This window comes from Paraburkholderia sp. BGA-UO-ETr-F21 (assembly GCF_059567925.1).
In genome coordinates this window covers 140,485-162,572 of the sequence record NZ_JCAQOY010000003.1, presented here as the reverse complement: position 1 = coordinate 162,572, position 22,088 = coordinate 140,485, and the positions used below count along the sequence as shown (strand labels likewise).

The following is a 22,088-nucleotide window of genomic DNA, read 5'->3' as shown; positions in this document are numbered from 1 at the left end:
GTTTGCGCGCGCTCATGTGCTTTTCACGCTCATCCAAAGTTGCATCCTGCGCGACGAGCGCGAGCAGGCCGCGCTGTTGGCTCAGATTGGCGAAACGATTACCTGCACCGCAGGAGAAGACGTTCAGTACGAGCTTGAAATCACCGTGGAGGGCGTGCGCCATGGCTAAGCCACAGGTTATTTTGCGCTGCGCTGCAGACATTGAGGCTGAAATTCGCGCGGCGCGTGCCGCAGAGAAGGACCGCGCAAAAGAGATGTTTCACCTGATCGACAGAGCATCCGGCAATTTCGCGTGGGCCGTCGATGCCTTCTATGACGCATCCGCGCTGTTCGAGGCTATCCGCTGCGCAACATCAGAGCATAGCCTTGCGCATCGCCTCGCGAGTCTGGGTATTCGCACGTGCGACGAACAGGCCGGAAGCTTCGAAGGGATCCGCGACGATTACAACGACCATTCGCGCCGACTTGCTCCCACCTTCAGCAGCAATGCAGGAGGGCACAAGTGAGCGTTCATACAGAAGAGGACCGCATCCGCGCTGCGCTGAGCCACGTTCCGGCCGATAGCCGGGATACCTGGGTGCAGATGGGAATGGCAGTCAAGGCCGAGCTCGGCGATGCAGGTTTCGACCTCTGGGATGACTGGTCGAAAATGAGCAAGGCCTACAGCGAGAGCGATGCGCGCGCGGTATGGCGTTCGTTCAAGGCGGGCGGCATCACGATTGCCACCCTGTTCAAGGAAGCGATCGCCCACGGCTACGCCGAAAGCGAGCCGCTCAAGCCGCTCGACCCTGCCGAGGGCGCCCGCCGGCGGGCCGCGCGTGAGCAGCAAGCGAAAGAAGCCGCGGCGCAGCATGAGCGCACCCAGGCCGAAGCCGCCGCTACGGCGCACAAGCTATGGGAGGAAAGCGGCAAGGTGCACACCGACCACGCATATGTCTGCGCGAAGAAGATCAAACCGTACGGCGCGAAGCAGTTGCGCCAGCAGCTCGTGATCAAAATCCAGGATGTCGACGGCGTGCATCATTCCAGCCAGTACATCCAGCCAGACGGCGCCAAGATATTCCAGACTGGCGGCCGTATCAGCGGATGCTTTGCGGCAGTGACAGCCGGCGCCAAGCCGAACGCCAGTACGCCCCTGCTGATCGCCGAGGGATTCGCGACCTCCTGTTCGCTGCACGAGGCGACCGGCTACCCAGTAGCCGCGGCGATGAACGCTGGCAACCTGTTGAATGTGGCGAAGGCGTGGCGGGCCAAGTATCCGCACATGCGCATCGTGATCTGCGCCGACGACGACACCGAGACAGCGGGAAATCCGGGCATGACGAAGGCCACGGAGGCGGCGCGCGCGGTAGGCGCATTACTCGCCGTGCCCGACTTCGGCCCGGATCGCCCCGAGCGCTCCAGCGACTTCAACGACCTGCACGCCCTCGATGGTCTCGACGCTCTGCGTCGATGCATCGATGCCGCGACTGCGCCCGGGGGCGTTGCTTCAGGCGCTGCCGCTCGCGACGGATGGGGAGAAATCGAGTCACTGCCGGATTCACTCCGACCCGTCGAGCCTTTCGATATGGCTCTCTTACCCGAGAGCCTTCGACCGTGGGCGCAGGACATCGCTAACCGCGTGCAATGCCCGCCGGATTTCATCGGCGCCACCATCGTTGGCGCGCTCGGTATTGCCATTGGTCGCCGCGTGGGCGTGCGTCCGAAGCAGCGTGACGACTGGACCGAGTACGCCAATCAGTGGGTCTGCATCGTGGGCCGGCCGGGCGTCATGAAGTCGCCGGCGATGAGCGCCGTGCTGGCGCCGGTAAAGCGGCTCGACATGGAGGCAAGCCAACGATTCGAGGATGAATTGGCGCTGCACGAATCCGAGGCGAAGCTTTACAAAATGCGTCAGGACGCCGCAGAGAAGAAGGCGATGGCGGCACTCAAGAAGAACCCGGATGCGGCAGTCAGCCTGCACGAGTCCGAGCCGCTGGAACCGCCAAAGCTGACGCGATACCTGGTCAACGACGCGACGGTAGAGAAACTGGGCGAGATCTGCGCGGACAACCCGCAGGGCGTAGGAGTGTTTCGTGACGAGCTTGTAAGCCTGCTCAAGGGCTTAGATCGCGATGGGCAGGAAAGCGCTCGCGGGTTCTATCTGACGGGCTGGAATGGGAATGACGGCTACGTTGTCGACCGCATCATGCGCGGACACCAACGCATCGAGGCTGTCTGCCTGTCGCTCATTGGCTCGACGCAGCCCGGGCGCCTGTCCGAGTACCTGCGCAGTGCAATCGGCGGCGGCGCAGCAGACGATGGCCTCGTGCAACGTTTCGGCGTGCTTGTCTGGCCCGACGTGCCGCGCGAGAAGTGGGAGAACGTCGATTGCTGGCCGGATGCCGAGGCGAAGCACGCGGCGCACGCGGTATTCAAGCGCCTCATTGATGCTGATCCGGTAGAGACGTGGCTCGCTGAAATCCCGGCTGGACCTGACGGCGAGCCGGACGGCAACCCGCCGTTTCTGCGCCTCTCGCCCGAAGCCATGGAGATTTTCGTTGAGTGGCGGACGGAGCATGAAAACGCCCTGCGCAGTGGCGACCTGCACCCGGCGATGGAATCGCACCTGGCGAAATACCGGAAGCTGGTCCCGTCGCTCGCACTCGTGCTGCACCTCGCCAACGGCGGCACTGGCCCGGTAACGGACTACGCCATGAATCAGGCGCTTGCGTGGGCGTCATACCTGCGCAGCCACGCGGAGCGCGCCTACGGCTCTGTGCTGATCGCGGAGGTGAGCGGCGCGAAGGCGCTTCTCAAGCGCATCAAGGCGGGCGATCTGCAAGATGGTTTCACGGCTCGCGATGTCTACCGCAATCACTGGTCAGAGCTGGAGAACCGGGACGCGGCGGCGAAGGCAATCAGCGTGCTCATCGAGTACGGCTATCTGGTGGCCGAATCGACCGAAACCGGCGGCCGCGCAAAATCCGTCTATCGCATTCACCCGGAGGTGCGGAAATGACAAACAAATACCTTGCTCGCTTGAAGTCGGAGACGGAACCGCCAAAAGTGCCAAAAGCCCCTTCTGTCACTTTTGACACTGCCTCCCGGGTGCGTACAGAGAAAAGCGCATCTGCCGATGCATCTGGCGAATTCTGGCCGTGGGCGCCTTACCTCACCGCGGCCGACGTTGAGGGATTTCGTACCGAGGTCGTGGCGTTGATCGAGAAGCTGGCCGACATGGAGGAATGGCCGGACGAACATCGCGACGACGTGCTGGCGCGGGCGATCCGCGGCCCGCTCGCCGATCTGCTGCCCAATCTGCACCATTTCAACCAACGACTGACGGAAGCGACCGCCGCGGCGGCGGCGCGCGAAGCTGTCGATAAACGCACCTGGAGGTTTGACCGATGAACATCGAGCAGGAATTGAAGCTGTTGGACAACGTGGCCGAGCGTTTCCGCCGGTATCGCGTACCGAGCAACGATGCGGTACTGGCCCAAGCGCTGATTGACGAGTTGCAGGACGGCGCGAATGAACTGACCGAGGGCGGCCGCGTGACGCTTATTTACGTGGCTGCATCCCTGCTGGCGCGCACTGACGCCACCTAAACACGCATTAGAGCTGGCAGTGGACCGCCAGACGTAGCCCGTCCGGTGCAACGAGCGAAACCAATGCACCGGATACAGCCCTAAGTAGTACTAATCTGGCATTCAAGAAAATGCCAACCTCAACACAGCAAAGGATTACGGAAAATGCAAACGATCTATGAAATGTCGCCCGAGTACAAAGAGGCGTTCGACACTGTCAACAAAATGCGCGCCCGCATCGACGAGCTGAACCGCCTTGAAAGCGCGCAGCGCCTCGCCCTGGCCGATGGCCCCTTCAAAGTCGAGAAGGCGGCTTCACCACGCGATTTGGCTCTCCAGGTGCTCAACGGCGAGTCTGTCGAAAACTCGGCTGCGGCTGAGTTTGAAAAGATGCGAGCGGACAACGCCAAAACCAAGGCTGACTTGGAGGTTCTTCAGCGCGGCGTGACGCCCCACCACGAAGCAATGTCGATCTTGCGTGAGCGCGTGACCACCAAGCGGATGAAACAGGATGACGTTCGCCGCGCGACAGAGAAGGTCGCTAAAGCCGCTCTTCAGATGGCGGCGGCTCAGAAGGAAATAGCGAATTTGTGTCGCGATCTGACGGCAGCAGGCTTCGAGGATTTCAGCGGATCCTTGCTGTTTAGCATCGAGCCTAACGTGACCGTGCCGGATGCACTGGAAGTGTATGCAAAGCGCATCCGGGGCGTCGCCGGTATCCACGACTAATCAAACCGTCACCCGACAGGAGCATCAATATGGCAGCAACAACACCGATCACCTGGAATGACCCTGCGACCGCCAAAGCGCAGCTCGGCGACTCGCTCGACGCCGCCGGCGGCGTTACCGTCATTGTCCGTATCGACACGAACAGCCCGCACGCGCAGAACACATGGGCGCCGTTCCGAACGGCCCGTTTTGCCCCTGGCGCGGACGGAGGTCCGGACTACTGGTACGACTCGACGTTTGGCATCCAGTTGCATAACGCCGTGACCGGCTGGGCTCTCCCGGAATAACGCACAACCCCACCTTTTGAGAGATACGAAATGATGAAATTCTTCAATCGCGCCGACCTGAACAAGGACGACGAAAAGCGGATCCGCGAAATCCTGAAAAGCCCGGAAATCGAGTCCATCCTTGATCGCGCCGAACAGGCTGCCGTAGCGCATCGCGCCGAACTCCGGAAGAAGCTCGACACGGTGGCGCAGCGCCACGAAGCCGCAATTGAGGAGGCGGGAAAGGCACACGCTGCAGCAATCCGTCACCGCGAAGAATCCGAGGAGCAACAGCGGCGCGCCTGGGAGCTTCAAATGCAGGCCGGCGGCGCTGAATATGCAGCGACCCATATCCGGGATGCAGAGAGGAGTGCGTTGCTGGCTGAGCTCATGGAAACGGCCGATGGTCGCCTGCGTGACTTCGGCGACCTGCTCGGCAACCAACACCAGGCACTCCGCCACCTGGGTTCGATCACCGAGTACAAGCACAAGTCGTGGGCAGGCGGAACAACGGTCGAATACGCGTCAAACACGGCAGAGGTGAATGCGCTCATGGCGCAGATCGAGGCAGCGCAGGCATCCATCAAGGAAATGGCGCTGCTGCCGTTGACTTCGGCCGAGGTGGCAGAGCGCCTGACCGCATGGACTCACGAGTTTCAGCCGAAGCTGGAGGCATTCGCGCTCCCCTGCCCGCGGCTCAATGAGAAAGGCGAGGTCGAGCTGAGCAAGGAGCGAGTGAGTCTCGATGACACTCTGCGCGCGAACGGTTTGCCGGCAGATGCCGCGCCCAAGGCAGGGGCGGCGCCGCGTGTTGTGCGGGAGCCTGCGCGCCAACACAAAGCTCCCGCGCCCGCCCGCGCGGTGACTTCGGCCACCGGGAAGGCGGCCGCGGCAGTGACGACGGCGAAGCGGGTGTTCAAGGGACTGCGCGTCTGATCTGACGATGCGGAATCCGTGCCGTCGATTGATGGCGGCACGGCTCACACAACCAACTGGACTCAATCAAATGCTGACCAAAGAGCAAATTCTTGCGGCGCGAAACCGCAAGACCGAATACGTCGCAATCACCGGCCTGGGAGACATGCTTGGCTTGCGCTCAATGTCCGGTGCGGAGCGCGACAGCTATCTCGATCTGGTGCGCGGCGCGCCGGCGGGTGATAGCTATGCTGACGCGGCTCTCATCGCCCGCACGGCGGTTGACCTTTCCGGCAGCCTCATTTTTTCAGACGCCGACATCGCGCCGCTGCTCGAGCTCGACGCAACGTTTCTGGCCGATCTTGCCGCGGCGGCGGCTCGCGTCAATCGAATTGCTGGGACGCTCGACAGCAACGGCGCGCCCACATTGAGCGGCGCAGCGACTCTCGTCCCTGACAGCGCTGGAACGCGCGGCACGCGGCCGGAGGTAGGTAAATGCCAATAGGCTTCCAGTGCTTCGATGCCNACGGGAACATCATTCTCGATGCAACGTACCGCGTGATGCGGATTGTCGACTCCGTGTATTTGGACGGGTCAGTTCCTAACGGCAGCCTGCCGCCCAATGACATCCTGAAGCAAGGCGGCTGGGTGTCTTTTCAGCCGGATAACACCTGTGGCGACGGCTATTTGTCGGGGGGCGTCATAACCCCGAGATTCTCCATTGACCAAAACACCGGCATCTTGAGTTGGTCGTACGCCGCGAAAAATAGCGCGCAATACGACATCTACCAAAAGGGCATGCTCTTCTATGGGGCGAGCTAATGCCGTGTAAACTTTTGAAAGCCAATCAGGCGAGAAAACAAATTCGAGGGTGAAAATGAAAAAAGCGATGGCGATAGTCCTCTTCACGGCGGCATTGTTGTCGGGGTGCGGCGGCGGCGGCGATAGCGCCCAGCCGGTGAGCAAGGCGCTCACAATCTCAATGTATGGGAAACCGCTCGTGTCGGCCTCGTCCGGCGCGACTGCCCATGCACAATCGGTCGCGGTAGCGCGGGCTGCATCCACGCCGGGCGCCGGCGCATCGGATGCGCAAGCTACGGTGCAAACGCTTCAGGACGCGCTCGCGGCGCGCGGCGTGACAGCCAACGTCACTGCGCAGGTGATGGACGGCACGACGCTTCACCAGATTGTCATGGGAGTGGACAACGGCTTGCCACCGACACCGGACCAGTTCAAGACCGACCCCAGCGAGTGGATGGTCGTCAATTTCCAGCTCGACGACATGGTGACACCGGCCAGCGACCCCGCTCAACAAGTGGCTCTCAAGCAATTTGCGCAAGACCTGACAGTGTTCGCACAGCGCGCGGCGGTTTCCGGCAAGGCCGTATTCGCCGTGAATCCAATCCCCACCTGCGACACACAATACTCGGCAGCAATGGGTCTTAGTAGCGCAATGACCGAGGCATTAAACAACGGCGCACCGCTGCGTTTTATTGGCGAGTACGGGGTGGCATTTTTGTTCGGCGGGCCCAAAGTTGTGGCCATCGCCAGTTCGCCCGGAATCGAGCATTTTGGGGCGGATTGCCGCACGCCTGATGCCTATATCCAGAACATACAAATCCAGTCGATTGCCGACTCGATTGCCGCAGGTTACAAAGAGGCGGCGGGAAGCCCAAGCGCCGCCAGTGGAGCATCCTCTACCGGGATGTAACAGCGGGCAACAAACGATCAAAGCCAGCCTTCGAGCTGGCTTTTTCATTTGCTTCGCCGCGCACGATCAATAATCTGTGACCACAAGCACATAAGCATATAAAATGTCAATAGTAGTGCGAATCATATTCTAGCGATGGCGAACTCATATGGAGATGGCTGATGGCCGTGAAACTAACGATTGAAAACGCGGCCGCGCTGACCTCGGCCATCGACGCCCTTGAGCAGGTGGCAAGTGAATCGATGCTGCGTCAGGCGACAGTCGCCGGCGCACGCCTCATCCTGGCAGAGGCAAAGTTACGTGCGCCGGTCGCGGACAAGGCATACACGCGCGGCGGAACGTTGATTTATCCCGGCTTTCTGCGCGATCACATCATTCTCGCGTACGACAAGGATCGGTCTGTTGCCGGGCTGCGAGCNGTTGACCTTTCCGGCAGCCTCATTTTTTCAGACGCCGACATCGCGCCGCTGCTCGAGCTCGACGCAACGTTTCTGGCCGATCTTGCCGCGGCGGCGGCTCGCGTCAATCGAATTGCTGGGACGCTCGACAGCAACGGCGCGCCCACATTGAGCGGCGCAGCGACTCTCGTCCCTGACAGCGCTGGAACGCGCGGCACGCGGCCGGAGGTAGGTAAATGCCAATAGGCTTCCAGTGCTTCGATGCCAACGGGAACATCATTCTCGATGCAACGTACCGCGTGATGCGGATTGTCGACTCCGTGTATTTGGACGGGTCAGTTCCTAACGGCAGCCTGCCGCCCAATGACATCCTGAAGCAAGGCGGCTGGGTGTCTTTTCAGCCGGGCAACACGTGCGGAGACGGATACCTCTCAGGCGGCGTCATAACCCCTCGCTTTTCGATTGACCCAGCAACAGGAATTCTGAGTTGGTCGTATGCGCCCAAGAACAGCACGCAATACGACATCTATCAGTACGGCACACTGTTTTACGGAGCCAGCTAAAGCCGCGTAAACTTTGCCGGGCAATAAGATCAAACAACAAATGGGGAATCAAATGAAAAAAATCGTGGTGGCAATCCTCGTTGCGGCCGTATCGTTGACGGCCTGCGGCGGCGGTGGCGGCGACAGCGCCCAGCCGGTGAGCAAGGCACTGACAATCTCGATGTACGGCAAGCCGCTTGTGTCGGCTTCGTCAGGCGCGACTGCTCATGCACAGTTGGCTGCGGTAGCGCGCGCTGCATCCACGCCGGCCGCCGGTGCATCGGACGCGCAAGCTACGGTGCAAACACTTCAGGACGCACTCGCGGCGCGCGGCGTGACAGCCAACGTCACCGCGCAGGTGATGAACGGTACGACGCTGCACCAGATAGTAATGGGCCAGGACAACGGCCTGCCGCCGACGCCGGACCAATTCAAGACTGACCCCAGCGAATGGATGATCGTAAATTTCCAGCTTGATGACATGGTGACGCCGGCCACGGACCCCGCTCAGCAGGCGGCGATCAACCAGTTCATCCAGGACTTGACGGTCTTTGCGCAGCGGGCGGCGGTTTCCGGAAAGGCGGTTTTCGCGGTGCGCCCGATTCCCACATGCGATACCCAGTATTCGGCCTCAAGGGGACTAATTAGCGCAATGCTGGATGCATCAACCGACGGCGCGCCGCTGCGGTTCATCGGCGAGTACGGCGTAGCGTTTCTGTTTGGGGGCCCCAAGGTTGAGGCCATAGCCAGCTCCCCCGGCATAGAGCATTTCGGAGCAGACTGTCGCACGCCCGACGCCTATATTCAGAACATACAGATTCAGTCGATCGCCGACACGATCGCCGAGGGATACAAGGAGGCGGCGGCAACTCCCAGTGCCGCCAGCGGAGCATCGTCGACCGGGATGTAACAACGGTCAACAAACCATCAAAGCCAGCCTTCGAGCTGGCTTTTTCATTTGCTTCGGCGCATACGATCAAGTATTTGTGACCACAAGCACATAAGCATATAAAATGTCAATAGTAGTGCGAATCATATTTTAGTGATGGCGAACGCATATGGAGATGGCTGATGACCGTGAAGCTAACGATTGAAAACGCGGCCGCGCTGACCTCGGCCATCGACGCCCTTGAGCAGGTGGCAAGTGAATCGATGCTGCGTCAGGCGACAGTCGCCGGCGCACGCCTCATCCTGGCAGAGGCAAAGTTACGTGCGCCGGTCGCGGACAAGGCATACACGCGCGGCGGAACGTTGATTTATCCCGGCTTTCTGCGNACTCATATGGAGATGGCTGATGGCCGTGAAACTAACGATTGAAAACGCGGCCGCGCTGACCTCGGCCATCGACGCCCTTGAGCAGGTGGCAAGTGAATCGATGCTGCGTCAGGCGACAGTCGCCGGCGCACGCCTCATCCTGGCAGAGGCAAAGTTACGTGCGCCGGTCGCGGACAAGGCATACACGCGCGGCGGAACGTTGATTTATCCCGGCTTTCTGCGCGATCACATCATTCTCGCGTACGACAAGGATCGGTCTGTTGCCGGGCTGCGAGCCACGTATCTGATCACGTGGAGCAAGGATGCCTTCTATGGTCGGTTTCTTGAGTTGACCGAAAAGGGCTCGTCGAAAGAGGCTGCGAATCCGTTTCTGCGCCCCGCATACGATGCAATGAAGCAGGCCGCGGCGGATGCCTTTAGTGCCGTAATTGACCAAAAAGTAAAGGAGTTGACGCATGTCTAACGAAACAGTAGTGCGGCTCACCGGCGACTCATCCGGCCTGACCGCATCGATGGAACGCGCTCGCAAGAGCGTAGAAAGTTTCACGGCCAGCATAGAAACGCAGCGACAGCGCGTTACGAATTCAGTGACCGCCATCGATAATTCCCGTAAGGCGCTCCAAGACCAGGGGCAGGCGGCGCAGGATGCGTTCAACAAATCCGCAGCGTCTGCAGAGCGTTGGTTGACTGCGCTTCAGAAGCAGGCGGACCAGGCGGGCAAGACGCAGGCTGAAATGATGCGTCTGCGCGCTGCAGAGCTGGGCGTCGCTGGCGATGCCGAACAGTACATCGCGAAGATCGAGGCAGCCAGCGCGGCCACGGCCGGCGCCGGCCACAGCGCGTCTGGTGCGCGCCGGGAAATGATCGTGCTGGCGCATGAAATGGCGCAGGGCAACTGGTCGCGCTTCGGTGGCTCCATGATGGTGATGGGCGAGCGGCTGGACGCCATCAAGTACCTCACGAATCCGGTCGCACTGGGGTTCGTTGCGATCGCCGCGGCCGGCGCGTTGATGTACAAGGCGATCGAAGACGCGAATAACCGCACGGAAGCGTTTGACAACGCCATGAACACGACGATGGGTTTCGCAGCCCAGACGCGCGAGTCCATTCAGGCACTTGCCGAGACTCTATCCGGCCGGTTCGGCGTTGGCGTCGGCACTGCGACCGATGATCTGAACCAGATGGTCGCAAGCGGCAAGATCTCGGCAGACGTATTTCCCCAAGTGGCGACCGTGGCCGAGGCTATGGCCAAGACAACCGGCGATTCGTTCGACAAGGTGCTCGAGGGGGTTATCAAACAGCAGGAGGATGTGCAGAAGGCGGCCGAAGCCTATCAGGCTTCTCATCACACGATGACAGACGCACAAATGTCGCTCATCGACTCGCTCAACAAGACCGGCCAGAAGCATGAGGCATTCACCATCCTGATCAATCAGGAAATGGCGGACATCGCCAACAACACGAAAATCCATGCCTCCGCCATGGTGGGATTCTGGGACAACGTCACCGCGGCATGGCAGCGCTACACGCGGTCGCTGTCCGGAAACTCGACGGACCTTGACAAGCTGAACGACCTCAAGGCGAAGCAGGCCGCCCAGCAGAGTGGAAAAACGGCCAATTACGACTACACGGACTATGCGCCGCTGATCGCCGCTCAGCAAAAGATCGTCGACGCAAACAACGCCGACCAGGCGGCCGCTGACAAAAACAACCGGATGAAGGTGCTGCTGGCGGAATCCCAGAAGGAAGTCGCCGCACAGATCGAACGGGCGCTGAGCCCGCAGCAGAAGCTGACCGAGGCGCTAAAGCGGGACAACGACATCATCGACAATCGGATCAAGCTGCTGAAGAATTCGGGTGCATATACGCCCGGCGCAGGCGCGCAGCTCGAGGCGCAACGCCGGCAGATGATCGCGTTCGATACTCAGGCGATTACGCCGGCCAGGAAGGCTCGCAACACCGATAACGGCATCAACGCCAGCATTGCCGACCTGACGGCACAGCAAAAGATGATCGAAGATGCAACGCGATCATCGATCGAACATATCAAGGCTCTGCGTGCGGACGGCGTGATCAACGAGCAGGAAGCTTTGGCTCAAAGCTACGTCGCCGAGCAGTCCGCGCTGCAAAAGCGGATCGATCTCGACAAGCAGCAGGAAGAGCTGGCGAAGGGAAAGAAAAATACTGAGGCCTATCGCAAGTACGTCGACGACATCGCCCGCCTGCAGCAGCAGATGACGGCCAACTATCAGAAGTTCGCCGACGACATTCAATCAGCGTCGGAGCGAGAAAACCGCGCTGTGAAGGCATATACAGACGGCTTGGCGGACCAACTCGGCACGCAGCAGGCGGCGGCGAGCATGAAACTCGCTGGCATGTCGATGGGCGGCGTCGCAAATGCCGACTATGCGACGCAGATCAAGCTGATGGAAGACTTTGACAAAAAGAAGGCGGCTCTCGACAAGTCGCTAACCGAAAAACGGATTGATCCCAGCCAATACCAACGCGAGCTCACTGCTACGCAGGCCTACTATAGCGACTCCGTCGACATCGCCCGTAAGTCGTCGGCCGACATTCTTGCCGCCAATCAGGACTGGACGACCGGTGCATCGCGTGCGATCCAGAACTACGCCGACAGCGCGAACAACGTGGCATCGCAGGTTGATTCGATGTTCACCGGCATGGCAAAAAGCATGGAGGATTCTCTGGCCACGTTCGCGACGACCGGCAAGCTCAACTTCCGGAGCCTGATCGATAGCATCATTCAGGACATGGTGCGTATGCAGGCAAGAGCGGAGCTGTCAGGGCTGTTTAACATGGCGGCCAACTGGATTGGCGGCGGTGGCTTCGCGAACAGTTTCGGCACGCTGGCGAATACCTCGATGGCGGCAAGCGCTGCATCCAGCGCATCAAGCTCGGGCTATTCGTCGGCGCTCATGGGGCTAACGGGTCTGCTACCGGCGCGCGCGACCGGCGGCCCGGTGGACGCCGGCACGACGTATCTCGTCGGCGAGAAGGGACCGGAGCTGTTCAACCCCGGAACTTCGGGGACCATCATCCCGAATCACGCCATCACTTCGTCGAGCGGAAGTAATAGCGGCACAAACGTCGGCATTACGATCAACACCACCGGCGGCAGCCAAGGGTTCTCAAAGGAGGATGCCGTCTGGCTCTCATCGCAAGTAAAGGCGCTAGTGGATACCCGGATGCTCAGGAACATGAGCGGTCAAGGCGGCTACGCCTGGAAGATGAAAAACGGCTCAGTGGGGTTCTAACCAGTGCCCGCCGTGGCGCCGCAGCTCTTGGCTGTGTCGCCACGGCATGACAGACTCCACGATGATCCCGCAACCGAATGCCACTTTCGGAAATCCCATGAGCCAGACCGACGTCGAGATTGAAACCATCGCTAACCGCTATCTACTGAACGCCATTCTTGGCGTGCTGGAAGAGCTACACCCGGGCGCCAGCGAGGCCATAGCGCAGGCGCTGCGTATGACCAAGGATGCCGAGGGATTACGTGACAACCCCGATGGTGGCGACGCCAAGGCCATCGCAATCGCGCTTCGCGAGGTGCAGGCGCCGTCTGCGAGACCAATACTGTCGCTGGTGCCGAAGGACTAGCCGCACCGCCCAAGGGGCGCCCCAGCGTCCCACGTCGCCGCTGGTCTGCGTTGCATTGCCAAGGCTGCGCGGGCCCGCCACAGAGCCGAGGCGCGCGCTCCCTGGCCATCCCATGGGGTGGGGGGGGGTGAAAAGTCTGGCGTTGCGTATGGTGGGAAACCGAGCGCTCTCTCATGCAGAGAAAAAATCCCCCTTTAAACGTCTCTCGGAAATCAAAAAAGGAGAAATCAAATGACCGTCAAACCCAATGGGCGCGGGGGTTCGCGACCGGGAGCTGGTCGTAAACCAAAGGCTCAGAGCGGAGAAATCAAACCCGCGAAAAATCAAACTTCGACAGGCGCCCGCGGAGGCGCTCGGCCCGGTGCGGGCCGAAAGCCGAAGAGTGAGGCTGCAGTGAAAAAGGATGCGGCGCCGCGCCGTTCTGCCAAGAAAGAGGAAATGGAGCCGCAGGCGCACGGCGGTGCGCTGAAGCGCACGAAAGCGGTGCCGGTCGAAATCGGCGATCGCGACATGCTGACGTTGATGCAGGACATCGCGCTCGGCCGCGTCGAGGCAACCATGCTTCAGGTGCGCGCCGCGTCGGCGACGCTGCCGTTCCTCTATGCCAAAATGGGCGAAGGCGGCAAGAAGGAATCGAAGGCCGATGCCGCGAAGAAGGCCGCCGCGGGGAAATTCGCCGCCTCTCCGCCACCACCGCGCCTGATCGTCAACAACGGAAAATAGGAAGTCAAATGGAAAGCAACCAGGCCAAGGCATTTGCTGAAATCCCGCACACCGAAGATGCGCACGAGTTCCTGCTGGCGGTGATGAATCACCCGGGCGTCGAGATGGAGACGCGGATCGAGGCGGCCGCAGTGCTAATGCCCTACCACCATGAGCGGCTCACCGATGACGAGGACGAGAACGACTGACCCGGTTCTAAGCTGGAGCAGTTATCGAGGCCCGCCGGAGTGTTCCGTGCGGGCCTTTTATCCTTGATACCCGGCCCCGATTGGTAGCTAGATGGGTAGCTGGCGCGTTTTTTATGCGCTTTTTCGCCTACAACCAATTGATATTTATAGATATTTTCATTCTAACCAAAACAGTACGATATTGTTTTGATGTAAAAGTCTCTGTCAGACTCCGNACGACTGACCCGGTTCTAAGCTGGAGCAGTTATCGAGGCCCGCCGGAGTGTTCCGTGCGGGCCTTTTATCCTTGATACCCGGCCCCGATTGGTAGCTAGATGGGTAGCTGGCGCGTTTTTTATGCGCTTTTTCGCCTACAACCAATTGATATTTATAGATATTTTCATTCTAACCAAAACAGTACGATATTCCTCTGCACCCACAACTCCGCACGCTCAATCCTTGCGGAGGCGGCGCTCAACCAGCTCGCGAGCGACCGTTTTGTCGGCTACAGCGCAGGCAGCCATCCCGGAACGGCGCCAAACCCTCATGCAATCGCCCTGCTGAACTCACAGGGTATTCAGACGGAAGGGCTGCGTAGCAAGAGCTGGGACGAGTTTGCCGAGGACGGCGCGCCGCAAATGGACTTCATTTTCACGGTCTGTGACGATGCCGCGGGCGAAGTCTGCCCGATTTGGCCGGGCCATCCGGCAAAGGCGCATTGGGGCGTGGCAGACCCGTCGAAGGCCGAAGGTTCGGACGACGACAAGCGCAAGGCATTCTTGCAGGCCTTCGTGCAGATGAAGAAGCGCATAGAGCTTTTCACGAACCTTCCGCTCGAAAAACTAGACCGGTTGGCCATCCAGCAGCAAATGCAGAGCATCGGTACGTCGCTGCGCGAGAAGGGAGAGTAATGATGGCAGGCAGTCAAACCACTGCGAAAGCCACTCCCCGGGCGCCCAGCGGTATCGGATTCTTCGAACGCTATCTGTCCGTGTGGGTGGCGCTGTGCATCGTGGCCGGCATCGTTCTCGGCAAGTTGTTGCCCGGTGCTGTGCATACTGTATCCACGCTCGAACTTGCCCACGTCAACATCCCGGTCGGGATTCTGATTTGGGTAATGATTATTCCGATGCTGCTTCGCATCGACTTCGCTTCGCTGGGAAAAGTCCGCAGTCAGTTGAAGGGCATCGGTGTGACGCTCGTCATCAACTGGGCGGTCAAACCATTCACAATGGCCTTCCTGGCGTGGGTCTTTGTGCGACACGCGTTCGCTTCGCTGTTGCCCGCCGACCAGCTGGATAGTTATGTTGCCGGTCTGATTCTTTTGGCTGCAGCACCGTGCACGGCGATGGTCTTTGTCTGGAGTCAACTCACCAAGGGTGACCCGTATTTCACGCTGTCGCAGGTTGCGCTCAACGACCTGATTATGGTCTTTGCGTTTGCTCCGGTCGTGGGACTGCTTCTCGGCATTTCCAACATCACAGTGCCGTGGGATACGCTCCTCACGTCGGTGGTGCTCTACATCGTCATCCCGGTCATCATCGCCCAGATACTCCGCAAGTTTCTGCTTCGAAAGGGCGACCAGCATTTCCAGAGCGCGTTGGCGAAAATCGGACCGTTCTCCATCTCCGCACTGCTGTTGACGCTGGTGCTGCTGTTTGCATTCCAAGGCGAGCAAATCATCGCGCAACCGCTGGTCATTCTGCTTCTGGCGGTGCCCATCCTGATTCAGGTGGTCGTCAATTCGTCACTCGCCTATCTGGCCAACCGGAAGCTCGGTGTGTCTCATGATGTTGCAGCGCCGTCATGCCTGATTGGCGCATCCAACTTCTTTGAGCTGGCGGTCGCGACGGCGATTAGCCTCTTCGGTCTCAAATCGGGAGCAGCACTCGCGACTGTGGTTGGTGTTCTTATCGAAGTGCCGGTCATGCTGGCCGTTGTAAAAGTGGTCAACGCGTCGCGACGTTGGTACGAACGGGGAGCGTGACAACCCAGTAGCCTTCATGCCGGGACTCCGCCAGTCGAAATCTATACGCCATATGTTGAACGGCCTCGTGCTCGTGTGAGCACGGGCCGACACACGGTCCGGCGACTGCCGGCGCATGCTGTCCGCTACGACCGCTTTATGGTCAATGTCCGCGAGCCAGCTCTTCCAGCCCGTGTAGACCAACGGGCGGAGTCGCCTGCCACGGCAACAGCACAGCCCTCCTTGTGTCCTGCGTCACCACACGCTCTATGAACGGCACCTCGTAGCGCCCTCGTTCGGCGAGTGCCGGGTCGTGGGTGCCGCTTGCGAGCAGACTTTGGTCAATGACCCAAGCATACGGTTCAATCTGGGCTCGCCGGAGGTCAGCTTGCAGTCGCTCCGCCTCATGAACAGGCGTCGCCTCGGCGAGCGTCACAATAAGAACGCGCGTGAAATCGGGGTCGCGCAGACGTGGCAGAAGCTGGCGCACCGCTTCTGGCATATCACCCTCGGTGCGCATGACTTCGCGATGATAGGCCTCCGCTGAGTCCATCAGCAGGATGGTATGTCCAGTCGGGGCAGTGTCGAGTATCACGAAAGCGCCTCGGGCCTCATCCACCGTTCGCGCGAATGCGCGAAAAACCGCTATCTCCTCGGTACACGGCGAGCGCAGGTCTTCCTCGAGCATCGCTTTTCCCTGGGCATCGAGATGAGCACCGGCCTTGGCAAGAACCTCATCGCGATAACGATTGACCTCCAGCTCCGGGTCGATGCGACTCACGGCTAAACTCGGCAGCGATTCCTGGAGAGTCCACGCCACATGTGCGGCCGGGTCGGTGGTCGAAAGCAGGACTGCATGGCCGCGCTGCGCCAGTTCAAGTGCTATTGCCGCAGCTACCGTCGTCTTGCCGACACCGCCCTTGCCCATCGTCATGACAAGACCGTGCCCCGCCTTCTCAAGGTCGTCAATGAGCGGCAAAAGGCCGCCAGGCAACTTCATGCTCAACGAGGCATCTGTCCTGGGCGCGGCAATCTGCTCCGGGTGCAAATACGCCTTTAACGCGGTCAGCCCAACCAATCCCTTGGGAATGAAGCCCGTTTCGCTTCGCGCAAGTGCTGCGAGACCCAGCGGCATTGCCCTTATGGCTGCAGCCTGTTGTTCTTCCATCGCGCAAGCAATGTCATCGTCAGAAGAAACAGCCTTGAAAACACCATTGACAGCGAGCACAAGGTTTCGAACCCCGAGGTCGGCCAGTTCAATACGGGTTCGCTCCGCCTCACGGAATGCAGATGCCTCCGGCCGGGTCACCAGGACCACAGTAGTGCGGTCGCGGTTGGTCAGTTCGGCAACGGCCGCTGCATACAGTTGCCTGTTTTGCTCGAGGCCTGCCAAAGGCCCGAGGCACGAATTGCCGGTTGTGTTTGTCGACAGGAAGTTGCTCCAGGCCGACGGCAGTGTCAGCAAACGCAACGTGTGCCCCGTGGGTGCGGTGTCGAAAATGATGTGGTCATACGCATTCGCGGTGGCACTACCGCCCAGCAAGTCTGCAAAGGCGTCGAACGCCGCTATCTCGACGGTGCAACCACCGGAAAACTGCTCCTCCATGCTGCGAATTGCCGCATCGGGCAACACGCCTCGATAAGGGCTGACCATACGCTCGCGGTAGGCGGCCGCAGCGAGTTCCGGGTCGATGTTCAGCGCGTGGAGGTTGGGAACCTTGGCAATTGGCGTCGGCCGCCCGGAAAGTTGAGTCTCAAGCACCTCATCGAGATTGGATGCCGGGTCGGTGCTGACGAGCAGCACGGTCTTACCGTTTTCAGCCAACTGCAGCGCTGTTGTGCAGGCGAGCGACGTCTTACCGACGCCGCCCTTGCCGGTGAAAAAGAGATGGCGAGTTGTGACGGCAGGAAGTGTCATATCGGTGCGCCGGTTAACATTCGCCGGGCTTGCAACTGCAGGTCCCGACTCTGATATGGGGTTTGTCGGCGGAGGGAACCTTGAGGCCCAGTTTCTGAGTCAACTGGGCACGTGACGGATACACCCCGACGGAGATAATCCGGCCATCCACCGTTGCGATGGGCAGGCGGTCCATACCCGCATGCAGCTCCCGTACCACTTCCGGATTTGCCGCAAAGGCTGCCGCATCGTGTCCAAGGCTGTGCCGAACGACTTCGATACCATGCTCAGCAAGCCACTGAAGGTCGGCGCTGAACTGAACAAGCGCCGGGTCTACGTCCACGCCGCAGACACCGGTAGCGCAGCACATAGCCGGCTCGAACACATCAAGTTTACTCATCATTGCTCCCACGATTTCTGCCTGTCGGCCAGACTGCAGCCGGGTCCACTCCGTCATGCTCGTCCCTTTGAGGGACGCGTCATTGACCTCAGTCAAGTCACAGACGATGGAACGACATTTCCTCGCGTGGAGAATCAAATCACTTGCCCATCGACTGCAGCCGCTTCGTTGACAAGCGTCAAGGGAACGCCGGTGCTGACATGTAGCCTTGTACACGATGACTGCACACGCTCTGTTGTCGAGTCACGCGTTCACGCGGGTACGGCCGGCGCATTGCCGGCCGTATTCACTTTTTCTGAGCCGACGACTACGGTTGTCTGCGAACGGTCGGCTCTTAACCTGTCTGTTCGCCTCTCGCGGCCTGGACACATGCGCCCCAATGCGAAACAGCCACACCGATGAAGAGGTGCGTCAGCTGGTTGCTAACCAATGGATGCGGAGGGCCGACCGTTATTCAGAGCAACGTGGTGAAATCAGCGCCACAGACAACCGGTCCAAAGTCGAAATGTCGTTCATCGGCGGTTGATGGCAGACAACCGCTCTGCTGCCATTCATCACAGAAGTCGAGGGTGATTATTCAGTCGGTCCATCCGTTAGGCACTCCGCTGGATGGGCGAACTACTTCACACGATGTCCATGTTCGTCGACGACAACCGCACCGTCCTCTTTCACGAATGGCACCGAGCGGGCTTCGGGCAGGATGTCGAGAATAACTTCAGATGGGCGGCACAGCCACACACCGTGGTCGGTCACGACAAGCGGTCGGTTGATGAGAATGGGGTGCTCCAGCATAGCGTCGATGAGTTGGTCGTCGCTGACCAGCGGGTCATCCAGCCCCAAGTCCGCATACGGCGTGCCCTTCTGGCGCATTACATCACGCACGCCAAGTCCCGACCGCCCGATGAGGTCTACAAGCGTTGCGCGAGATGGGGGCGTTTTCAGATACTCGATAACGGTCGGTTCGATGCCGGCGTTGCGAATCATCGCAAGGGTGTTGCGCGAGGTTCCGCAATCGGGGTTGTGGTAAATCGTGACAGTCATGCCGTTTGCTCCGCAAGGGAAGATAGGTAGTCTTTAATCTGTGATGCGGTGGAGCGTGCGCTACGCATCACACCAATGAGCGTGGCTGACGCGAATCCGCACCATTCACCATAGCCAACAAGCCACAATCTGCGCTCAACAACTGAGCGGCCGTCTACTACGTCGACCCTGCCCGAGGCATTGACCACGTTCAAGGCCCGCAAATGCTTAAGCGCCGGCCGGAACCCGGTGCACCATATAACTGCGTCGACGTGCAATCGAGTCCCGTCCGCCCAGACGACGCCATCATTGACGAAGTGGGCGAAAGGGCGAACCGACTTCAGGACACCACGCTCTCGTGCCTCGCGAACTGGAGGCACCATGACGACATCGCCGAGCCCACCGGTAGGCGCCGGGTCCGGGCGGCCTTCCAAATGCGCCTTCCAACGTTCTGTTGCGCGCTCAAACAGCACGCGCCCGTCGACATCGTCCGGCAGAAACGTCGGCTCTTCCAACGTAACCCAGGTCACATTACAAACCCGCGACAGTTCGGCGAGTATCTGTGCGCCGGAGTTGCCGCCTCCGACGACCAGCACCCGTTTGCCGCGGAACGCATCCGGGCTCTTGTAATGGGCTGAGTGCACCTGCTCACCGTCGAAGTCCTGTCGCCCTGGATAATCTGGAATATAAGGGCCGCTCCATGTGCCAGTGGCACTGACAACTGCTTTTGCAAGCCATACACCTTGGTCCGTCGATACAAGGAGCCCATCTCTGCGATGGGACACCGCCGTTACCTGCACTGGGCGATGCACCGGAATCTCATAGCGCTTCTCGTATTCAGTGAGATAGCGAATGACATGCTGACGCGACGGGTATTGCTCCGAGGTCACCGGCATCAGCCATCCCGGTAGCGAACTCCACTTCGCTGGGGAAAAAAGGTGAAGTGAATCCCATGCATGCCGCCATGCCCCACCCGCGGCTCGCTGGTTGTCAAGTACGACATAGCCGAGACCTGCACGGCGCAGGAAATAGGCAACCGCCAAGGCGGACTGACCACCACCAATGATGGCGACATCGATTTGGTTGGCTACCGAAACACTGTTGTTAGACATAGATACTCGTCCAGGTGATACTTCGATAATACCGGATATGTCGCGCTCAACACTACTAGCGAGGTGCGCAGCGCTTTCTGGCTTATGGGAGATTGCCGGCGGCCTCGGACCATCCGCCGCACGCCTGCAGCTACTCATAGACCGGGGGGCTAGAGCTTTATGCCGGCATGGCTGGCATGTCATGCGCCGAGCGGCACATCGCGCTGCAGGAACTCAAGGAGTTGCTGCGCCAGATATCCCATGCCTCACGCGTAACAGCTTTTGAAATTGAGGTATCTGCCGAGCGCTGCCAACGCGCTCTCCCGACAGAGTGACGACACGACGAGCCAGGTGTGGACGTGAATGCCGTACGAAAGCTGCACGGTGTCAGCCCCTCTCACTCTTGGGTTATCTGAAATCTTGATGCATGATTAACAGACACTCACTTTCGGCACGTTGATGCACGAGGAGCTGTAAACCTGATGTCGGAACCGTCAGAGCAAAGTGCACGGTTGGACAACCTTTCCGCTATTTGCGTCTGCTACGGAGAGCACTGCGCTCCCGCAGCAGCCCGCCATAAAAAGAGCTCCATCCAATTATGGCTTTATATGTCGAAGAAACTCTCAGATTAAAGAAGAGGTTAAAGACATATCTAGCGAATAGCTTTGGCCGACGCAGCATCTAAAAATTTAGCAGCGCACGAGCAGACAGGTAATATTGTCGATAGATATTGGCTCCGTCGATGGCGCACCATCAGCACGGGACCACAGCGGCTTGCAGGGCAACTGTCCCATTGGGACATCTTCCCTGCAAAGCCAAAGACCCAATACAACAAGCTGTCCGGGGAAAAAATGCTCGGCCTGCTCATTTTGCTCGCCTGTTCGATGCAGTCGAACAAAGGCGCCTACGCGCTTCTCCTCGACGCAGGCGTATCGCGTTCATCGCGCATCCCCGCTGGTTGAGAGATAGTTCTCGAACTGATACGTAAGGTGGCCGCGCTTTCCGAGGAACAATGCGAGCCGAATCCGGCTGCGTGGTATGCCACGAAGTTTCGCGAGCAGCCCGACTACGGCAAGTTGCTCGATACGTCTCTTCTGCCGAGGCGGCAACCTGCACAAAACCTGGAACGTTTTGCCACCGCACAAAGGCGAAATCGATGAGGCGCGCCGTCAGCAAATCGCCCTCATCGCATGTAGGCCGGATTGTCAGAGTTGGCGACCCTACGCAAGGTCGCGCACCAAACTCGTCGAAACCGTTGGTCAACCATCGCCGAGAAGGAGACAGCATCGACCCACAGTTTCGCGGTGGCTGAGAAGCGCACCTGGACGAAGCCTGCCCAGTGCTGACGCCTCTGCGCGCGCGTCGCGGGTGTCAGTAATGCCATGTTACGAATCTCGCTCCCCCGTTGCACATGTGTCCAACGGGCCCTCCTACACTCCGAACCGTAGCCACTGACATCGCACTCGAATGTGCGGGGGAGTAGGGAAAATGAACAACAAAATCGTTGGATTTGCATTCGGTCTCGTCGCGTTGGCAGCATCCACCGCCGCGTCGGCGCACGTCGACATTGGCGTGGGCATCGGCATTCCGGTCGGAGTCTATGCGCCAGCAGAGCCCGTCTACGCACCGCCGCCTCCCGTGGTATATGGTCCGCCGCCAGTCGCCGTTGCATACGGCGGGGATGACGACTGGCGAGCCCGAGAATGGCGCGAACGTCGCGAATGGCGTGAACGTGAATGGCGCCGCCAGGAATGGCGTGAACACGAGTGGCGCGAGCGTGAATGGCGGGGATATTGAA

The 22,088-nt window shown here is 59.8% G+C and carries 25 protein-coding genes; 21 read left to right on the top strand and 4 right to left on the bottom strand.

The features are described from left to right. Positions 1 to 161 precede the first annotated feature (161 nt). The 18 genes from AC57B1_RS01355 to arsB all read left to right on the top strand — a co-directional run bounded on the left by AC57B1_RS01355 (position 162) and on the right by arsB (position 15,903). The gene (locus tag AC57B1_RS01355) at positions 162 to 506 is read left to right on the top strand and encodes a hypothetical protein (RefSeq protein WP_496416347.1); all 345 of its coding nucleotides are present in this window, start codon (positions 162 to 164) and stop codon (positions 504 to 506) included. Then, the gene (locus AC57B1_RS01350) at positions 503 to 3,001 is read left to right on the top strand and encodes a DUF3987 domain-containing protein (protein ID WP_496416346.1); all 2,499 of its coding nucleotides are present in this window, start codon (positions 503 to 505) and stop codon (positions 2,999 to 3,001) included. The genes AC57B1_RS01355 and AC57B1_RS01350 overlap by 4 nt, the downstream gene beginning before the upstream one ends. After that, the gene (locus AC57B1_RS01345) at positions 2,998 to 3,393 is read left to right on the top strand and encodes a hypothetical protein (protein ID WP_496416345.1); all 396 of its coding nucleotides are present in this window, start codon (positions 2,998 to 3,000) and stop codon (positions 3,391 to 3,393) included. The genes AC57B1_RS01350 and AC57B1_RS01345 overlap by 4 nt, the downstream gene beginning before the upstream one ends. Further along, positions 3,390 to 3,590 (top strand): hypothetical protein, encoded by a 201-nt coding sequence (locus AC57B1_RS01340; protein WP_496416344.1) that lies wholly within the window; start codon positions 3,390 to 3,392, stop codon positions 3,588 to 3,590. Before AC57B1_RS01345 ends, AC57B1_RS01340 begins: the two co-directional genes overlap by 4 nt. Positions 3,591 to 3,734: 144 nt before the next feature. After that, positions 3,735 to 4,298 carry a hypothetical protein gene (locus tag AC57B1_RS01335; RefSeq protein ID WP_496416343.1) on the top strand — a complete coding sequence of 188 codons (564 nt, stop codon included), beginning with the start codon at positions 3,735 to 3,737 and terminating at the stop codon, positions 4,296 to 4,298. Between the two features lie 29 nt (positions 4,299 to 4,327). Next, positions 4,328 to 4,585, top strand: coding sequence for a hypothetical protein (locus tag AC57B1_RS01330; RefSeq protein WP_496416342.1), 258 nt, complete (start codon positions 4,328 to 4,330; stop codon positions 4,583 to 4,585). A 30-nt stretch (positions 4,586 to 4,615) separates the two neighbouring features. Further along, the gene (locus AC57B1_RS01325; RefSeq protein ID WP_496416341.1) at positions 4,616 to 5,500 is read left to right on the top strand and encodes a hypothetical protein; all 885 of its coding nucleotides are present in this window, start codon (positions 4,616 to 4,618) and stop codon (positions 5,498 to 5,500) included. A 70-nt stretch (positions 5,501 to 5,570) separates the two neighbouring features. Then, positions 5,571 to 5,984, top strand: a complete 414-nt coding sequence (locus tag AC57B1_RS01320; protein ID WP_496416340.1) for a hypothetical protein — start codon at positions 5,571 to 5,573, stop codon at positions 5,982 to 5,984. A gap of 372 nt (positions 5,985 to 6,356) precedes the next feature. Then, a complete protein-coding gene (locus AC57B1_RS01315) occupies positions 6,357 to 7,190 on the top strand; it encodes a hypothetical protein (protein WP_496416339.1) in 834 nt (277 codons plus the stop codon). Positions 7,191 to 7,824: 634 nt separating this feature from the next. Next, entirely contained in the window at positions 7,825 to 8,151 is a 327-nt protein-coding gene (locus AC57B1_RS01310; RefSeq protein ID WP_496416338.1) for a hypothetical protein, read from the top strand. 52 nt (positions 8,152 to 8,203) lie between these two features. Further along, complete coding sequence (locus tag AC57B1_RS01305) at positions 8,204 to 9,040, top strand: hypothetical protein (RefSeq protein WP_496416337.1); 837 nt, start codon at positions 8,204 to 8,206, stop codon at positions 9,038 to 9,040. Positions 9,041 to 9,424: 384 nt separating this feature from the next. Further along, on the top strand, positions 9,425 to 9,868 hold the full coding sequence (locus AC57B1_RS01300; RefSeq protein WP_496416336.1) for an HK97-gp10 family putative phage morphogenesis protein: 444 nt from the start codon (positions 9,425 to 9,427) through the stop codon (positions 9,866 to 9,868). After that, complete coding sequence (locus tag AC57B1_RS01295; RefSeq protein WP_496416335.1) at positions 9,861 to 12,680, top strand: phage tail tape measure protein; 2,820 nt, start codon at positions 9,861 to 9,863, stop codon at positions 12,678 to 12,680. The genes AC57B1_RS01300 and AC57B1_RS01295 overlap by 8 nt, the downstream gene beginning before the upstream one ends. A 97-nt stretch (positions 12,681 to 12,777) precedes the next feature. After that, positions 12,778 to 13,026 carry a hypothetical protein gene (locus AC57B1_RS01290; RefSeq protein ID WP_496416334.1) on the top strand — a complete coding sequence of 83 codons (249 nt, stop codon included), beginning with the start codon at positions 12,778 to 12,780 and terminating at the stop codon, positions 13,024 to 13,026. Positions 13,027 to 13,257: 231 nt separating this feature from the next. After that, complete coding sequence (locus tag AC57B1_RS01285) at positions 13,258 to 13,749, top strand: hypothetical protein (RefSeq protein ID WP_496416333.1); 492 nt, start codon at positions 13,258 to 13,260, stop codon at positions 13,747 to 13,749. Between the two features lie 8 nt (positions 13,750 to 13,757). Beyond that, complete coding sequence (locus AC57B1_RS01280; protein ID WP_496416332.1) at positions 13,758 to 13,937, top strand: hypothetical protein; 180 nt, start codon at positions 13,758 to 13,760, stop codon at positions 13,935 to 13,937. A gap of 314 nt (positions 13,938 to 14,251) precedes the next feature. Further along, positions 14,252 to 14,827: an arsenate reductase ArsC gene (locus AC57B1_RS01275; protein WP_496416331.1), complete on the top strand. Its 576-nt coding sequence runs from the start codon at positions 14,252 to 14,254 to the stop codon at positions 14,825 to 14,827. 2 nt (positions 14,828 to 14,829) lie between these two features. Continuing rightward, a complete protein-coding gene (arsB, locus tag AC57B1_RS01270; protein WP_496416355.1) occupies positions 14,830 to 15,903 on the top strand; it encodes an ACR3 family arsenite efflux transporter in 1,074 nt (357 codons plus the stop codon). Between the two features lie 142 nt (positions 15,904 to 16,045). Here arsB and arsA read toward each other — a convergent pair whose 3' ends face one another. Beyond that, the gene (arsA, locus tag AC57B1_RS01265) at positions 16,046 to 17,800 is read right to left on the bottom strand and encodes an arsenical pump-driving ATPase (protein ID WP_496416330.1); all 1,755 of its coding nucleotides are present in this window, start codon (positions 17,798 to 17,800) and stop codon (positions 16,046 to 16,048) included. 13 nt (positions 17,801 to 17,813) lie between these two features. Beyond that, positions 17,814 to 18,182, bottom strand: coding sequence for an arsenite efflux transporter metallochaperone ArsD (arsD, locus tag AC57B1_RS01260; protein ID WP_496416329.1), 369 nt, complete (start codon positions 18,180 to 18,182; stop codon positions 17,814 to 17,816). 214 nt (positions 18,183 to 18,396) lie between these two features. On the opposite strand from arsD, the gene AC57B1_RS01255 reads away from it, so the two are divergent. After that, positions 18,397 to 18,705 carry a hypothetical protein gene (locus tag AC57B1_RS01255; protein ID WP_496416354.1) on the top strand — a complete coding sequence of 103 codons (309 nt, stop codon included), beginning with the start codon at positions 18,397 to 18,399 and terminating at the stop codon, positions 18,703 to 18,705. A 92-nt stretch (positions 18,706 to 18,797) separates the two neighbouring features. Here AC57B1_RS01255 and arsC read toward each other — a convergent pair whose 3' ends face one another. Together arsC and AC57B1_RS01245 are read right to left on the bottom strand one after the other, a co-directional pair. Then, positions 18,798 to 19,220: an arsenate reductase (glutaredoxin) gene (gene arsC / locus AC57B1_RS01250; RefSeq protein WP_496416328.1), complete on the bottom strand. Its 423-nt coding sequence runs from the start codon at positions 19,218 to 19,220 to the stop codon at positions 18,798 to 18,800. Further along, complete coding sequence (locus AC57B1_RS01245; protein WP_496416327.1) at positions 19,217 to 20,311, bottom strand: ArsO family NAD(P)H-dependent flavin-containing monooxygenase; 1,095 nt, start codon at positions 20,309 to 20,311, stop codon at positions 19,217 to 19,219. The genes arsC and AC57B1_RS01245 overlap by 4 nt, the downstream gene beginning before the upstream one ends. Before the next feature lie 644 nt (positions 20,312 to 20,955). Between AC57B1_RS01245 and AC57B1_RS01240 the strand changes: the two genes are divergently transcribed. Next, a complete protein-coding gene (locus AC57B1_RS01240; protein ID WP_496416326.1) occupies positions 20,956 to 21,252 on the top strand; it encodes a hypothetical protein in 297 nt (98 codons plus the stop codon). 526 nt (positions 21,253 to 21,778) lie between these two features. Next, the gene (locus tag AC57B1_RS01235; protein WP_496416325.1) at positions 21,779 to 22,087 is read left to right on the top strand and encodes a hypothetical protein; all 309 of its coding nucleotides are present in this window, start codon (positions 21,779 to 21,781) and stop codon (positions 22,085 to 22,087) included. Position 22,088 lies beyond the last annotated feature (1 nt).

Coding starts and splice junctions, on each gene's coding strand:
- AC57B1_RS01355 (WP_496416347.1), top strand. CDS start 162: ATGGCTAAGCCACAGGTTATTTTGCGCTGCGCTGCAGACATTGAGGCT.
- AC57B1_RS01345 (WP_496416345.1), top strand. CDS start 2,998: ATGACAAACAAATACCTTGCTCGCTTGAAGTCGGAGACGGAACCGCCA.
- AC57B1_RS01340 (WP_496416344.1), top strand. CDS start 3,390: ATGAACATCGAGCAGGAATTGAAGCTGTTGGACAACGTGGCCGAGCGT.
- AC57B1_RS01335 (WP_496416343.1), top strand. CDS start 3,735: ATGCAAACGATCTATGAAATGTCGCCCGAGTACAAAGAGGCGTTCGAC.
- AC57B1_RS01330 (WP_496416342.1), top strand. CDS start 4,328: ATGGCAGCAACAACACCGATCACCTGGAATGACCCTGCGACCGCCAAA.
- AC57B1_RS01325 (WP_496416341.1), top strand. CDS start 4,616: ATGATGAAATTCTTCAATCGCGCCGACCTGAACAAGGACGACGAAAAG.
- AC57B1_RS01320 (WP_496416340.1), top strand. CDS start 5,571: ATGCTGACCAAAGAGCAAATTCTTGCGGCGCGAAACCGCAAGACCGAA.
- AC57B1_RS01315 (WP_496416339.1), top strand. CDS start 6,357: ATGAAAAAAGCGATGGCGATAGTCCTCTTCACGGCGGCATTGTTGTCG.
- AC57B1_RS01310 (WP_496416338.1), top strand. CDS start 7,825: ATGCCAATAGGCTTCCAGTGCTTCGATGCCAACGGGAACATCATTCTC.
- AC57B1_RS01305 (WP_496416337.1), top strand. CDS start 8,204: ATGAAAAAAATCGTGGTGGCAATCCTCGTTGCGGCCGTATCGTTGACG.
- AC57B1_RS01300 (WP_496416336.1), top strand. CDS start 9,425: ATGGCCGTGAAACTAACGATTGAAAACGCGGCCGCGCTGACCTCGGCC.
- AC57B1_RS01295 (WP_496416335.1), top strand. CDS start 9,861: ATGTCTAACGAAACAGTAGTGCGGCTCACCGGCGACTCATCCGGCCTG.
- AC57B1_RS01290 (WP_496416334.1), top strand. CDS start 12,778: ATGAGCCAGACCGACGTCGAGATTGAAACCATCGCTAACCGCTATCTA.
- AC57B1_RS01285 (WP_496416333.1), top strand. CDS start 13,258: ATGACCGTCAAACCCAATGGGCGCGGGGGTTCGCGACCGGGAGCTGGT.
- AC57B1_RS01280 (WP_496416332.1), top strand. CDS start 13,758: ATGGAAAGCAACCAGGCCAAGGCATTTGCTGAAATCCCGCACACCGAA.
- AC57B1_RS01275 (WP_496416331.1), top strand. CDS start 14,252: ATGGGTAGCTGGCGCGTTTTTTATGCGCTTTTTCGCCTACAACCAATT.
- arsB (WP_496416355.1), top strand. CDS start 14,830: ATGGCAGGCAGTCAAACCACTGCGAAAGCCACTCCCCGGGCGCCCAGC.
- arsA (WP_496416330.1), bottom strand. CDS start 17,800: ATGACACTTCCTGCCGTCACAACTCGCCATCTCTTTTTCACCGGCAAG.
- arsD (WP_496416329.1), bottom strand. CDS start 18,182: ATGATGAGTAAACTTGATGTGTTCGAGCCGGCTATGTGCTGCGCTACC.
- AC57B1_RS01255 (WP_496416354.1), top strand. CDS start 18,397: ATGACTGCACACGCTCTGTTGTCGAGTCACGCGTTCACGCGGGTACGG.
- arsC (WP_496416328.1), bottom strand. CDS start 19,220: ATGACTGTCACGATTTACCACAACCCCGATTGCGGAACCTCGCGCAAC.
- AC57B1_RS01245 (WP_496416327.1), bottom strand. CDS start 20,311: ATGTCTAACAACAGTGTTTCGGTAGCCAACCAAATCGATGTCGCCATC.
- AC57B1_RS01235 (WP_496416325.1), top strand. CDS start 21,779: ATGAACAACAAAATCGTTGGATTTGCATTCGGTCTCGTCGCGTTGGCA.